Raw genomic sequence first — 13,618 nt, 5'->3', positions numbered from 1 at the left:
CGCTGGATGACTACCAAGGACGCCGCCGACAAGATCGGCAGCTTCGGATTCGCATCGCGCGATCCGAGTGCCCTACATGACCCGCTCCTGAGAGTGGATGTCAGTATTGGCCGATGCCGGCTGATATCGGGCCCACGTAATCGCATGTTGCTGCCCCGCACATGACGAACAGACTCGCACTCTATATGTCCGCGCACGATAATCGATGCGTTTTGCCGTGTGGTACTGCACTGGTTCAAACCGGTGAAGTCGCGATTGCGTCCGTGACGGCACGCTGTGAGATAGTTCGATGCAAGAAGGCCCCGACAAATTCGTCGCTCTTCATGAATTATCCACTTGTTAGTTTGCTTCAACTGCATGGTTTGCAAGCACGACTCTTTGCAAATTTGTGCACCTCGATTACTTGATGATGCGGTATCATTTTGATGATCAGTATGCCGATTCGCGTGTGTGATAACTCGGGCAAGTCCAGCCGATCAAAGCGCCAGATATCGACGACACGGCACGCGATCAGCCACTTCCCCAGTTTTGACATTTGCGCTGGCTCGGTTCTGCCACCGACCGTGCACGACCATGAGATGTCATGTCGTGTTCACATAGCGAGAGGGAGCTCTCTGAAACTACGGATGAATGCAAGCCGGACAACGTGAGCTGACCGCATCACAGCACTGGGTATCCCGTAAAAAGCGACCGGGCCCCCATTGCAAGTCAGCGCACCGATCAAAGGCCCATCCATCCGCTCAAGTAACTGTTGTGTTGCGTCTTCAAGACAAAAATGGGGCGAGTGCGCCTAATTCGACCCCATAACGATATCAAGGCGAAACACGCAGGGGATTAATATGTTTGTTGTAATCGATGACCGAGAGGGCGTCACACAAGGCTATGCGGCCGGGTTTGATCGCGAAGGGGTTGTATCGATTGGCTTCACGTCTACAGACTTTCGCGATTGGCTGGAATGTGCCGTTGGTAATGATTTAACTGTCATTCGGGCCTTTCTGCTGGGCGATTGTCCGGATCGGACGAGCATCCCATCCAGTATCCGCAACAGGTCACGGGCGCCGATCATTGCGCTCAACAGCCTGAAGCACCTCAAGCAGACCATTGAGTTGTTCGAAGCTGGCGTCGATGACGTCGTTCACGCGCCGGTCCATGTCCGCGAGATCATGGCACGAACGGCAGTTATTCGCCGCCGTACCATCGATCAGCATGAACCGGCACAAACGAGCGTGATTCGTGTCTTTCTCGATGGCCGCGACCCTGAAGTCGCCGGTCGCACTTTGGTGCTACCACGACGCGAACTACGCATTCTCGAACACCTGGTCGGACATCAGGGTAAATGGCTGACGAAGACCCAGCTCTTCAACGCCATCTACGGTCTGTTCGATGCCAGCTTCGATGAGAATGTGATCGAAAGCCATGTGAGCAAGCTACGCAAGAAGCTACGCGATCATCTCGGCTTCGACCCGATCGAATCGAAGCGTTACATGGGTTACCGGCTGGACGATCTGAAGTCTCGTCCCGCTAACGAAGCGCCTGTTTCAAAGGCGAACTAAGGCTCACGCCTTACGCGCAAGAGGACGCCGACCACGGCGTTGGCGTCCACCGCCTCCTCGAACTGCTGTGCAAGGCACAGAGCTTCTCGCGCAACACGAAGTACCACACATCCACCACGCCATGTCATCGTGTATCACCGTACCACAGCAATGACCACTCGCTGTAGTATTAGCGGCGAATCTGATCCTTCGACACATAGTTGAAATCCTGCACCAGGACTTCCTGCAGCGCGTCCGTCTGCAGACGCTTATTGACCTGCGCGCGCACGGCCTGTGCAAACTGTGTGAGGTCGTAACGGCCGAGATTCTTGAAATCGAGCTTCTGATCGCCATAGATCATACGGAATGCTTCATCGACGACGAACGGCTCCGGCGGCACCGGCAGCTGACGCAGGACTTTGGCGTTAGCAGTGAAGACGAGCTGGGTGACGATATAGCCCTGAACGCTGCCGTCGGCGATCATCGGCACATTGATCACCTTGATCTTTTCATAAACCAGACCTTCAGGTTGATCCTGCTTCGCGGGCAATGCGGCCGCAGTCTCCTTCCAGTAGGAGATCCCGAAACTGGTACCCACAGTGACGAGGCAGGCCCAAATGCCCGTGATCAGCAGCTTCATCATTTGCGCTTGCCTGCGATCGCCAGTGAGTAGGTGCCGTCCGATTCAACCTCCTGGATCGAACGCGCGATGATGGCTGAGACCTCACGCACTGCATCGAGATGGATCTGCAATGCAGCTTGATTACGGATCAGGCTGGCGCGCAACAGCGTGAGTTGCGGCGTGACGCGCGGATCATTCTTGATGTCCTGAGTCAGCCGCATCGCGCGAGTCAGCTCAAGCAGACCACGGTTCTTTCGCTGGCTGAAGCCGTCGAAATCCACTACGGCGCGAACCTCAAGCTTCTCCGTCTCCTCATCGATGGTCGCTTTCAATCGATCGATCGCGGTCAGCGCGCTGCTTTGGGTGCCGAGCCATTGGCCAGGCACATCGTCCGCGTCGCCGAGAATCAGGGCTTCCTGCGCCACCGATTCAGGAAGGTCATTCCCGGGCAAGGCCAGAGCCTGCGCCTCGACGGTGATGATTGAAGTCTGCTGTTCGATCTGTTCCATGTCGATCTCTACTGTCATGGCCGGAATCGGCCGTTAGCCTTCGGAAGTGGGAGCCGATGTCGGGCGCGATTTGGCCAGTTGCTTGGCGATGCCGACGCCATTGCCCTTGGCCATTTCATTGCCGATCTGCTCGGCCAGCATCGAACGCCAGATATTGCCGGCAGTGCCCTTGCCGAATACATCCTCGGCGTCCTTCGGCAGCATCGTCTCCACGAACATCTGCAACACGAAGGCTTCGAACTTGCGATAAGTTGGGTTGCTTCCTTCTGCCTTCCGGATGACCGCCGTCGTCGCGACCTCTCCGCCGCTGATCGAGGCAGCCGTCGCGCTCTGCGCCGTCTGCCCCGCAGCGAACTCTTCGGCGATCGCGGATGCAAAATTCGCTTTGTCTGCCGGCGCCATCCGCTCGAGCCTGGTCGCCGCTACGCGCTGGGCGGCCGGATCGGCCGCCTTCATGACATCCGCGATCAGATCGTTCGATACCGGGGCGACTGTCATGACATACCCTGCGTAACTGTCAGAATTCCCATCGGTCTATGCTCCCTCGATCGACCGCCGTACGGCCTTGTCGATTTCGTCGTCCAGAACCCGTTTTTCGTCGGCCCGAACCGTGCGTCCGACCGCCGACTTCATCATCTTCAGCGCGTGTTTCAGCTTGCGGCCTTCATCGCGCGCATGCGCCGCCAGCCTTTCCCTGGTCTTGGCCACGACGCCTTGCTCGATGTTCGCCGCGCGCAAACTCTGGCTCGCCGTCTGCACGGCGAGGTCCGGAAGTTTGCTCTCGTCATTGAAACCTTCGAGAATGACACGCTGCTTTTCCTCGAGCTGGTTCTCCCGTGCCTGACATTCCATCAGCTGCCACTCGGCAATCCGGTGCAGCCTGGCCTGCACGGCGGCGATACGACGAATCTTGCGGTCGCGCTTCTGCATGGCTTGTCACCCGGACAGCCAGGACGCGAAGGCGATGCTGAATTGCAGCACCATTTCGCGGCCCGTGAGATAGAGCAGTAACAGACCGCCAGCGAGTACAAAGGGAAGCGAGATAAAGTAGACGGGAATGCTTGGCGTCAGTTTATTGGCGAGACCGACCGCGAAATTGACGATGACAGCATAGATGACGAAAGGACTGGCGACCCGGAGCGCGAGCGTAAAGGCCATGGAGAGATGATCGACGAGTTGCGTCAGCCCGCCCTCGGCACTGATTCCGGTCGCCGGCAGCCAGATCTGATAGGACCCGACCAGGCCGCGCAACAATTCCCAATGCTGGTCGGTTACAAAGAAGACCACCGTCGCAGTCAGCGTGATCAGCGGCACCAGCGCCGGCACATGTTCACCGTCGTCGGCAACACCGGCAAGAGTCAGGCCGATCCCCGAAGCGACGAATGTGGCCATTGTTTCCAATGCGGCGAAGAACATGCGCGCCGTGAGCCCAATGACCAGGCCGACCATCAGCTCGGACATGATGAGACGGAGGAGATCCGGCGCCGTCGCCGCTTCCACAGCCGGCCGGACTGAGGACTCCAGCAGAGGTGTGAGCATCAGGGTGACGCTGATGGCGAGAAACAGCCGGATCTGCGTCGGGATATTGACGCGGGAATAGCCCGGCGCCACCATCATGCAAGTCCCGATGCGGCAAAAGATCAGGAATGTGGCCAGGATGGAGACGGAGCTGCTTGCGATCAAGACACGGCTCCGAGCGACAACACCTCGGCGCCGCGCGCGATTTCGACATGCGACAGCACGGGCAGCGTGGGGAACATGCGTTCGGTGATCATGCGCACATAGGGGCGGACATCGGGAGGCGCCACCAACACCGCAGTGTCGCCATTTGCAGCCGCCTTGCGGACCGCAACCGACACGTCATCCGCAAATTGCTCGACCAGCCGCGGATCGGCGTCGAATTCCACGATCTCGCCCTTGCCGTCGCGCTTGATGCTCTGATGGAAGGCGAGATCCCAACGATTGCCGAGGCGGAGCACCTTGAGCACGCCGTTGTCAGCGAAATCGCCGCAGATCTGCTGCGCAATGCGCATCCGCACATGCTCGGCTATATGCTCGGAACGACGCACATGCGGCGCTATCTCCGCGATCGCTTCTAGAATGAGATGCAGATTGCGGATCGAGATCCTCTCGGCGAGTAGTAGCTTGAACACCGCCTGCAACCCGGAATAGGAGATCTGCGAAGGCACCATATCCTCGATCAGCCGCTTGTATTCGGGATCGAGCCGATCCATCAGCGCGCGAGTGTCCTTGTAAGTCAGGAGCTGGGCCAGATTGTTACGAACGACCTCGCTGAGATGCGTGAGCAGTACCGAGATATTGTCTGCAATCTTGAAGCCATCCTGTTTAACTTCGTCGATAAACGTATCGGGCACCCACATCGCCTTCATGCCGAAGGCAGGTTCGATCGTCTCGTCGCCCGGAACATCGGGCTTCCGATCACCGTCAAACAACACGAGCGACTCGCCAATACGCAACTCGTGATGGGCCACGACGGTGCCGTAGATCTTGATACGATACGACTTCGGCCCGATGGAGAGGTCATCGGTCAACTTGATCTCGGGAATGACGAAGCCATATTGGGCAGCGAAGCGCCGCCGAACTTTGGCGACGCGATGCGCCAGTTCGCCATGGGCATTCAGCATCTGGATCGCAAGCTGGCTGCCGACACAGAGCTCGACATCGGAGGTCTTCAGCAGCTCCTTGACGGAATCCCTGTTCTCGATCTGCGCCTTTTCCTGCACCTGCGCGACACGCGCCTGCTCGACCTTCGCGCGAGCCGCTTGCTGGCGTGGCAGAGAGAAGCTCATGAAGGCCATCGCGCTGCCAAGCAGTGCGAAGGGCAGGAATGGCAGGCCAGGAAGCAGACCAAGCGCGAACATCATCATCGCAGCAACTGACTGAGCCCGCGGATATTTTCCGAGCTGCTTCAGCACCATCTGCTCCGCAGAGCCGCGGGTACCACCCTTGGAGACGAGCAGGCCGGCTGAGAGCGATACGATCAGCGCCGGGATCTGCGAGACCAGACCGTCACCAACCGAGAGCTTGGTGAAGACGTCGGCGGCGCGTGACAGCTCCATGCCATGATGAGTGACGCCGATAATGATGCCGCCAAAGATGTTGATGGCGGTGATAATCAGGCCGGCGATCGCGTCGCCGCGCACGAATTTCGAGGCACCGTCCATGGCGCCGAAGAACGAGCTCTCCTCCTCCAGCTCGTGGCGCCGACGCTGCGCTTCCTTGTCATCGATCAGACCGGCCGACAGATCGGCGTCGATCGCCATCTGCTTGCCGGGAATGGCGTCAAGCGAAAAGCGAGCGCCGACTTCGGCGATACGTGTCGCACCCTTGGTGATCACCACGAAATTCACGGTAACGAGAATTGCAAAGATGATCAGGCCGATGACGAAATCGCCGCCCATCACGAATTTGGCGAAACCGGCGACGACATAGCCGGCGGCGTTTTCTCCCTCACCGCCATGCGACAGGATCACGCGTGTGGTCGCCACGTTCAGCGCCAAGCGCAAGATGGTGGCGATCAGCAGCACGGTGGGAAATGCCGAAAAATCCAGCGGCCGCTGGATCCACAGCGATACCATCAGGATCAGCGCGGACAGCGCGATCGAGAAGGCCAGGCCGAGGTCGATCAGGATCGTCGGAACCGGCAGCACCAGCATCACCAGAATGGTGACGATGCCGAATGCAAAGGCGACGTCCGTGCCTACCCGCCGTTCGGCCGGCAGGGCTGAGATCATTACGTCGGCCATGGCAATTCTCGCACGAATATCATGGCCGCACTGTGCAGCGCCGACCTTGCGTGAAGATGGTGGAGACGATGGCGGCTAGAAGCCGCGTTCGATCCGGCCGTACAGCACTTCGGTGAAGGCGAAGATATGGGCTCCCATGAAGGAGCCGGTGACCGCGACCACGATCAGCATCACCACGATCTTGGGGATAAAGGTCAGCGTCATTTCCTGCACCTGCGTCAGCGCCTGCAGGAGGGCAATGACGATACCGACGAACATCGCGGCGCCGACCGCCGGACCAGCGGCAACGATGATGGTCCAGATCGCCTGTTGGGCGATATCGAGGGCGTCGCGCTCGTTCATGGTTCAGCTGATCGTGATGCCAGGCCCAAGGGAAACCTTAACCCCGTTCTCGAGCGTCGCGACCGCGCCACCCTGGATAATGTAGACTTCCTTGATCTTGCCGCTCGTGGTCGTGCCGGATTCGTCCGTAAACGACGCAGTACGGCCGATCAGCCCTTCAGCTTGGGACATCGCGCTGGTCGACAACAGCGTATCGAGCTTTGCATTGGTCTGAACCGCCTGCTCGACCGACGATAGTTGTGCAAGCTGGCTCATATACTCGGTTGAATCGGTTGGATTGGTGGGATCCTGATTACGCATCTGCGCAATCAGGAGCTGCAGGAACCCGTTGTAGTCGATCATGTTGGCCGACTGCGACGACGTGCCGGGCGTCGTGTTGGTCGCGGATTTCGCGGTATCTACGCCGTTGACGATCATCTTGCTCTCCTTGGGTTCAGGCTACGACCGGAAGCAGCATGTCGGCGCTGCCCAGAATCGCCTGCTCGATCTCAAACAGGCCACGGATCTTCCGCAAGGCCTCGTAATAACGTTTCGCCTCGACCAGTTCCTCGATCGCCTCAAGGCCCTGCAATAGCTCTGTATTGTCGGCGGCTGCATAGATCGCGCAGCGTTGATGTCCAAAGACGGCACGCGCCTGCTCGACATCGCTCGGGCTCATCAGCATCAGCTGGACGACGAAATAGAGCTGCCGAAGCGGCGTGGTCGCGTCGGCGACCTGCATGACCTGACTCTCCAGCATGAAAGTTACATCGTTGATCAATTCAAGCGTCACCTTGCGATCGACCCGCAACACCGCGCCGTTAATATAGATCTTCTCGCCTGACCGCAGCGATATGCACATCGGCTTCTTCATGCCAGTGAATCCCGGATGACAATGTTGATGGCGACGAGATCGCTCACGTCCGACAACTGCCCTTCCCGGAGGCGCTCGGCTTCCTTGATGACCCAGAGGCCAATTGAAATCAGTTGCGCTCGCAACTGTTCCGGCAAGCCGTTTCGTGGATTCGACAGATCTTGTATGAAGAAGGTCCAGAGATTACGAATATAGAGTAAGGCATCAGTTTCTTCGGATGAAGCAAGTGCTCCGCCCTGGATTTTTTGAAGCAGTTTAATTCCGTGATTGAGCGCTTGTTGTTCTCTGGATCGCGCCTCGCGGCCGCTATCCTCGATTTCCGCGTCGTAACCTGCCAGTGTCATTTCAATCGATAACCTGTTGGTTCATAGATCAGCCCGCCTATCGCAGATAATCGAGGATGCTGAGGTTCTGAATTTGCGCGGTCAGCGCATGCGACATCTCCAGCTGATTTTTCAAGGAGTTGACCCGGACGGATGCCTCTTCCGGATCTACCACTTCCATTGCATTGATCTGCTTGTTGACGATGTCGGTCTGTACCTTGAGACGACTGCTTGCATTTGTTGTCTGTTCCTGCGCGGTGCCGAGGCGCGCACCGACACTCGCGAGGTCGGATACCGAACCGGCGACCAGCAGCAGCGCCTTGTCTGTAACGGCCTGGAACGTGCTCTGATTCATGGTTTCCAGACCAAGCCCACTGAGCATCGTGTAGGCCATCGCCAGTTTCCGGAATGCCTTGTCATTGGCGCTGGCGGAGGAATCGACGGTTTGCGTCGTAGAGATGCGACTGCGCATGACCTGATCGGATGCCGAAGACCAGTTCGTTCCCCAAGCCGGATCGTCAAATTCGGTCGCAAACGCATTGTCGAGGAAGGTATTCATGGCAGCGGGCGTGATATTTACGGCAGCCACGTTACCGGGCGGAAAACCAAAAGCGGTAGTAAAAGCCGCATCGATCGCCGTCTTGCTGGCCGAGCCAGTTTGATAGGGCGTCATCGGCTGTTGCGCCGTGTCGATGCCGGCGAACAGATACTGCCCGTCCATCGCAACATTGAGCGTCGTGAGAAGCGACTGGAGGTTCGACGCTGCTGGCTGGGCGATGATGACGCCGCCATTTGCCGAATTGCGCGCCGCCAGCAGATCCTTCTGGAAGGACTGGGCCGTCTCGATCAATTGCGAGACACGCTCCTGCGTGACGTCCAGGCGGGCACTCACGAGTGCATTGGTATCGACGATTTTTTCCATATCGAGAAGCTCCGCACGCAGGGTCACGTCGCGCCCCGTGAGTGCACCAAGGCTCTCCCCGACATCAGCGAGCCTTCCCGTCGTCGCCTCCTTGGTCGCCTTGGAAATCGCCACCAGGCTCTTCGACGCAGAGATGCGCAGGGTGGTCGAGATCGAGTTCGACGAAATGAAGTTTGTAGCCATATCGATTACCCCACTGCCCTCAGAAGTTCATTCAGCATGTCGTCGATGGTCGAAATCAGCTTCGATGATGCCGAGAAGGTGCGCTCGACCTGCAACATGAAGGTCATCTCGTCATCCATGTTGACGCCGTTGACATTCGACAACGCATCCGCGCTGCGCTCCAGAAGTGTCTGGCTATAGGTCGCATCTTCGCTCACGCTTTTGCGCTGCGATTCCAGCCAGCTCACCGAGGAGCCGGCAAAGTCGATGAGGCTGCCGCTAGGCTTGCCGAGCGCAGTCGGATCATAGGTTCGGGTTGCCGCCATGCCATCGACGAGGCCCTGGATGCGGGCGAAGAAACCCGCCTCACCGCCGGCATTGTAGACGTAATTAACGCCATTGATCCCACCATCGCGGATCAGGCTCGGATTGCCGCCAAGGGCCTGATCGACCAGATCGGTCACCTTGATCGTGCCGGCGAGTCCGGTATTGATCACGCCAGCGGTCGGCATTGCCGGTCCACCTGCATAGGTGAAGAGACCGGTTCTGTTAGGGCCGCCGCCGCCGCTCTGATCCTGTTCGGAAAAGATCTCGATGACCGCGCGCGCGACTTCGTCGAGCTGATTTTGATAGGTCACCATCTTGTCGTCGCGGAGCGTGGCAAGACCGACGAGCTTACCCGAATTGAGCGGCATTACCGCGGTTGGTCCAGTCACCGGGACGCCATCGATGACGACGGCGTTGCCGGTGGTCCCCGGCGTATAGGAGTTGGTTGGCTGGAAGGTGACGGACCGGGCGGTGCGTTCGAACATCGTCACGCCGGAATCCGTGTAGATCACCATGTCGTTATTCGCCCGGGTGGCGAAGGTGATTCCGACCTCTTGCGACAGCTTCGACAGAATATTATCGCGCGTATCGAGATAATCCGTGACGTCCGAGCCGGACGTCGTTCCCTTGACGATGGCCGTATTGACCGTCTCGAATTGTGCCAGAAGCTGATTGATGTTTTCGACCGATGTTGCCATTTCGGCGTCGGCATCCGCACGAACAGTCTGCACGGTGTTGGTCGAATCGTTTAGCGATGCAGCAACATTTTGGGCCACAGTGACTGCGGACTTCGCGAACGTCACGTTATCCGGCGCCGATGCATATTGCTGCAGGGCGCTTTTCAGCTTGGCCAGCTGCGCCGCCGCGGACTGGTCGAGTTCGGGATCGTCGATGGTGACTGCCGCTACTTTCTGTAGGCCATTGTAGAGCGCATCCTGCTGTGCGGTGGTCGACACCGCCTTGACAACATTGTTGAACAGGCCTGCACTCGCCGCCCGCTGGATGCCGCTCACATAGACACCGCTCCCCGGTTGGGAAACGATCAGGGCATTCTTGCGCGAGTAGCCGTCCTGGTGCAGGCCGGCGACATTGCGCGAGATGACGGAAGACTGCACGCCCGACGCCATAAGCGACGAGCGGGCCGAATTGAGTGCGACCGTAAGTGACATTGGAGACTCCCGTCAGTGATCGGCGCTATGCGCTAGCGCTTCAGGTTGACGAGCACGTCGAGCAAGTCAGCGCCGGTCTGGAACACCTTGGAATTCGCGGTGTAGCTGCGCTGGGACTCGATCATCGCCGTGAGCTCGTTGGCAAGATCGACGTTCGAAGCTTCGAGCGCTTCCGGCTTGATCGTGCCGAGACCGCTATTGCCCGCGAAATCGACCTGGATGTTGCCGGATTTGGTGCTAATCGAATAGACATTCCCGACTTCGGGCGAGAGATTGTCAGGGCTAGGCACCGTCGCTAGCGGGATCTTGTAGCTCGCGATTCGCGTGCCGTCGTCGAAGATCGAATACATGGTGCCGTCCGAGCTGACTTCGACACGGTCGAGCGCGCTCGGCGCGTTGCCGTTGGTCGTGGCCTTGAACTGGAACTCGTCCGCAACCTGCGTCATACTCGACATATCGAAAGTGACGGGCGAGCCGCCCGGGATTGTGAAGTTTATAGAGGTCGGACTTGCGGCATCGAGACGACCCTTGCCGGTGGCGCTGACGTCGAAGGTAAATGTCGTGGTGGCGCCCAGCTGCGACCCGGCTGCATAAGGGAAGCCGCCGCCTGCTGCCGCGCCTGCGCTGTTGTAGACCTGCACATCCCATGTATTGGCGGCTGTCTTGAACATGTACATGTCAAGTTTCACCGGATTTCCAATATTATCGTAGGTGATGACCGACGTTTTCGACGTAAAGTTCGGCGGTCCGGCGCTGATCGCAGCATTGGAATCCAGGTTGGCGCTACTGATGCCTGCCTGGGTCGTCGGATTTCCCAGCAAGGACTGCTGCGCGATGTTTACGACCTCGAGATTGCCGAGGCCGTTGGCAACGACGTTCGGCTGGGCGCCATTCTTGATGTTGTAGCCCATCAGATAGTAGCCACCGGTATTGTAGAGATTGCCCTGGCCATCCGGAACGAAAGAGCCGGCGCGCGTGAGGTACGGCGTCCCGCCTGCATCGCTCACCACGAAGAAGCCGTTGCCTTGAATCGCCAGATCCGTAGCTGACGTCGTATAGTTCAACGTTCCGGGATCGGAAATGGCGTAACGAACCTGCGTCTCGACGCTGCCGGAATTGTAATTTCCGGTTCCGCTGCGAAGGATAAGGGAGGAGAATTCCGTCGAGGCGCGCTTGTAGCCTGTGGTGTTCACGTTCGCGATATTGTCAGCGACCGTTGCCAGCTTGTTCGATTGCGCGTTCATGCCGGAGCCGCCTGTGCGCATCACCCCATACAGACTCATCGATTATCCTCCGTTTCACGTGTGAAGTATTAGAGTTGAAGTTGCTTGTGCGAGGCTGGCGGTTATCCACAGGGTCATCGTGACGCAGTGCGCTCAGCGCAAAAATCGCGGGCCTTGCTCGTCCACGCCCCGAATCCGCTCGCGACAAGGCTGCCGATAACACTGCATATGTAGCGTTTCTGGCCTACGACGTTAGTCGGGCCGGCATTGTAGCGCGCGACGGCCATGGTCCAGTTTCCCTCGCGCTCTCGCAGATCTTTTAGAAACCGTGCGGCATAGTCGACATTACGTGCGGGATCGAACATCGCCTCTACATTCGGGAATTTCTCCCCGTGATAGCGATGATTGATCTGCATGCAGCCAAGATCGACCAGCTTGGCGCCCTTGCTCTTTTCTTCCATAAAGCGTGCAACGGCATTGCGCAGATCGGTGGCCAGCACCGTCTTGCCATCGACGTTGAGCGCATAGGGATTCAGCACGCCCTTGCGTCCAGTCTCGCTCAGTCCGACTGCGAAGAGCACGCCGAGCGGCACATTATGGCGGCGTGCCGCGCGTGCCATCTCCCGCTCGCACGGGCCTTCGGCCCGCGCATTGGTCACAATGCTAGATATAAACAGTGCTGCTGCGAACCCGACTGCTATTCTGGTCCTGCTGCCGTTCTGCCGGCCTTGGCGATTGCTCATGATCCTGCCTGTTATGCCGTGCGCCGCTCTGCGAATCGCCGGATGACCGGCCCGAAGCGCCACCATCCGCCTGTGATCCGCCCGACGATGGCAGCGAAGAACGCTGATCGGACGGCATTTGCTGTTGTTGTTGCTGCTGCTGACCGTTGTTCAGATTTGCGTCGGGGGTGCGGGTATGATCGATCGCGGCGATGTCGAACGTGTAGCCCGCAGACTGCATGGCATCGGTGAGCGCACCACGCTCCTGACGCAGCATCTGCGTGGTCTCGTAGCGATCCGCGGTGAGATGAATCTCCACGGAATCGCCGGCAAGCCGCATTTTGACAGTGACGGCGCCGAGATTGGGTGGATCGAGTTCGAGCGTCATCATGCGCACCGGCCGGCTATCCACGGCCTTGTTCGCGTCGAGCCCCGGCGCGTCGGCCCCGCGCGCCCCTTCAGGGGACGCGAGAGCCGGCAGATCAGTCGCCATCCGATCAACGATCTTCTGAAGCGTCGTGACCTGCTGCACGGGTTCGAAATGTGTCTCTTGTTCACGAACCACGGCTTTCACCGCAGGAAGCGGCTTTGTGTCCGTCGTCTCGACCGTCAGCGTGAAGCGCTGCGTGGCAGCCGTATCGGCATCAGGCTTATCGGCTTTTGCGACAGGGACCAGCTTTGTGGAATCGAGCGGAGTATCCTCGATCTTCGCGTCCGGCACGGACACGCGCGGCGGCACGTCGTCCGCCCTTGCCGGAGGTGAATGCCCACGGTCGAGCCTGGACATGACGGCGCTGATCGCCGCATCCGGCGCTCGCCAGGGCGCGGATTTTGTTGTGTCTTCGTCGCCGCCAGCGGTCGCCGGCGTATCGTCATCATCGTTTTGGTCGTCGGGCGCGACAGGCTTTTGCGGCGCTTCACCGGTCAATTCCGCAAGGACGGAGGCTGCGTCGAGCACCGGATTCGCATCGGCGGCTTTGACTTCTTTGGTTTCTTCACCGATCTTGGCAACATGCGGCGTGGCCGTTTTGGACTCCTTCGAGACCAGGCGGAGCTGCTCGCGAAAGTGATCGGCCTTCTCCTTGCCATCTTTGGCATGGGCACCGCCGTTCAATCCGCCCTTCGCTCCAGCCTTTCCGGCCGCA

General features: G+C 58.8%; 16 protein-coding genes. 1 reads left to right on the top strand and 15 read right to left on the bottom strand.

Going from position 1 to position 13,618, the window contains the following annotated elements:
* The first annotated feature begins 839 nt into the window (after positions 1–839).
* On the top strand, positions 840–1,553 hold the full coding sequence (locus AB8A33_RS28205; RefSeq protein WP_116659879.1) for a response regulator transcription factor: 714 nt from the start codon (positions 840–842) through the stop codon (positions 1,551–1,553).
* 169 nt (positions 1,554–1,722) lie between these two features.
* On the opposite strand, the gene AB8A33_RS28200 is transcribed toward AB8A33_RS28205, so the two are convergent.
* From AB8A33_RS28200 to fliK, 15 genes are all read right to left on the bottom strand, one after another.
* Positions 1,723–2,175, bottom strand: coding sequence for a hypothetical protein (locus AB8A33_RS28200; protein WP_439095766.1), 453 nt, complete (start codon positions 2,173–2,175; stop codon positions 1,723–1,725).
* Complete coding sequence (locus AB8A33_RS28195; protein ID WP_439095765.1) at positions 2,172–2,663, bottom strand: hypothetical protein; 492 nt, start codon at positions 2,661–2,663, stop codon at positions 2,172–2,174. The genes AB8A33_RS28200 and AB8A33_RS28195 overlap by 4 nt, the downstream gene beginning before the upstream one ends.
* 33 nt (positions 2,664–2,696) lie before the next feature.
* Positions 2,697–3,161 (bottom strand): rod-binding protein, encoded by a 465-nt coding sequence (locus AB8A33_RS28190; RefSeq protein WP_439095764.1) that lies wholly within the window; start codon positions 3,159–3,161, stop codon positions 2,697–2,699.
* A gap of 36 nt (positions 3,162–3,197) precedes the next feature.
* On the bottom strand, positions 3,198–3,593 hold the full coding sequence (locus AB8A33_RS28185; RefSeq protein ID WP_439095763.1) for a hypothetical protein: 396 nt from the start codon (positions 3,591–3,593) through the stop codon (positions 3,198–3,200).
* A gap of 6 nt (positions 3,594–3,599) precedes the next feature.
* Positions 3,600–4,346, bottom strand: coding sequence for a flagellar biosynthesis protein FliR (fliR, locus tag AB8A33_RS28180; protein ID WP_439095762.1), 747 nt, complete (start codon positions 4,344–4,346; stop codon positions 3,600–3,602).
* A complete protein-coding gene (gene flhA, locus AB8A33_RS28175) occupies positions 4,343–6,430 on the bottom strand; it encodes a flagellar biosynthesis protein FlhA (protein WP_439095761.1) in 2,088 nt (695 codons plus the stop codon). Before flhA ends, fliR begins: the two co-directional genes overlap by 4 nt.
* 75 nt (positions 6,431–6,505) lie before the next feature.
* A complete protein-coding gene (gene fliQ / locus AB8A33_RS28170) occupies positions 6,506–6,772 on the bottom strand; it encodes a flagellar biosynthesis protein FliQ (protein ID WP_068729862.1) in 267 nt (88 codons plus the stop codon).
* A gap of 3 nt (positions 6,773–6,775) precedes the next feature.
* Positions 6,776–7,189 (bottom strand): flagellar hook assembly protein FlgD, encoded by a 414-nt coding sequence (gene flgD / locus AB8A33_RS28165; protein ID WP_439095760.1) that lies wholly within the window; start codon positions 7,187–7,189, stop codon positions 6,776–6,778.
* A gap of 16 nt (positions 7,190–7,205) precedes the next feature.
* On the bottom strand, positions 7,206–7,613 hold the full coding sequence (gene flbT, locus AB8A33_RS28160; RefSeq protein ID WP_439096089.1) for a flagellar biosynthesis repressor FlbT: 408 nt from the start codon (positions 7,611–7,613) through the stop codon (positions 7,206–7,208).
* A gap of 8 nt (positions 7,614–7,621) precedes the next feature.
* Positions 7,622–7,969 carry a flagellar biosynthesis regulator FlaF gene (gene flaF / locus AB8A33_RS28155; RefSeq protein ID WP_439095759.1) on the bottom strand — a complete coding sequence of 116 codons (348 nt, stop codon included), beginning with the start codon at positions 7,967–7,969 and terminating at the stop codon, positions 7,622–7,624.
* Between the two features lie 37 nt (positions 7,970–8,006).
* The gene (locus tag AB8A33_RS28150) at positions 8,007–9,053 is read right to left on the bottom strand and encodes a flagellar hook-associated family protein (protein ID WP_439095758.1); all 1,047 of its coding nucleotides are present in this window, start codon (positions 9,051–9,053) and stop codon (positions 8,007–8,009) included.
* Between the two features lie 5 nt (positions 9,054–9,058).
* A complete protein-coding gene (flgK, locus tag AB8A33_RS28145; protein ID WP_439095757.1) occupies positions 9,059–10,528 on the bottom strand; it encodes a flagellar hook-associated protein FlgK in 1,470 nt (489 codons plus the stop codon).
* Between the two features lie 32 nt (positions 10,529–10,560).
* A complete protein-coding gene (locus AB8A33_RS28140) occupies positions 10,561–11,811 on the bottom strand; it encodes a flagellar hook protein FlgE (RefSeq protein WP_439095756.1) in 1,251 nt (416 codons plus the stop codon).
* A gap of 74 nt (positions 11,812–11,885) precedes the next feature.
* Entirely contained in the window at positions 11,886–12,494 is a 609-nt protein-coding gene (locus AB8A33_RS28135; protein WP_439095755.1) for a transglycosylase SLT domain-containing protein, read from the bottom strand.
* Positions 12,415–13,587: a flagellar hook-length control protein FliK gene (gene fliK, locus AB8A33_RS28130; RefSeq protein WP_439095754.1), complete on the bottom strand. Its 1,173-nt coding sequence runs from the start codon at positions 13,585–13,587 to the stop codon at positions 12,415–12,417. The genes AB8A33_RS28135 and fliK overlap by 80 nt, the downstream gene beginning before the upstream one ends.
* Positions 13,588–13,618: the final 31 nt, after the last annotated feature.

The organism is Tardiphaga sp. 813_E8_N1_3 (genome assembly GCF_051811025.1).
Lineage (GTDB): Bacteria > Pseudomonadota > Alphaproteobacteria > Rhizobiales > Xanthobacteraceae > Tardiphaga.
The sequence above is the reverse complement of the archived record's forward strand: the minus strand, read 5'-3'. Positions and strand labels throughout refer to the sequence as shown.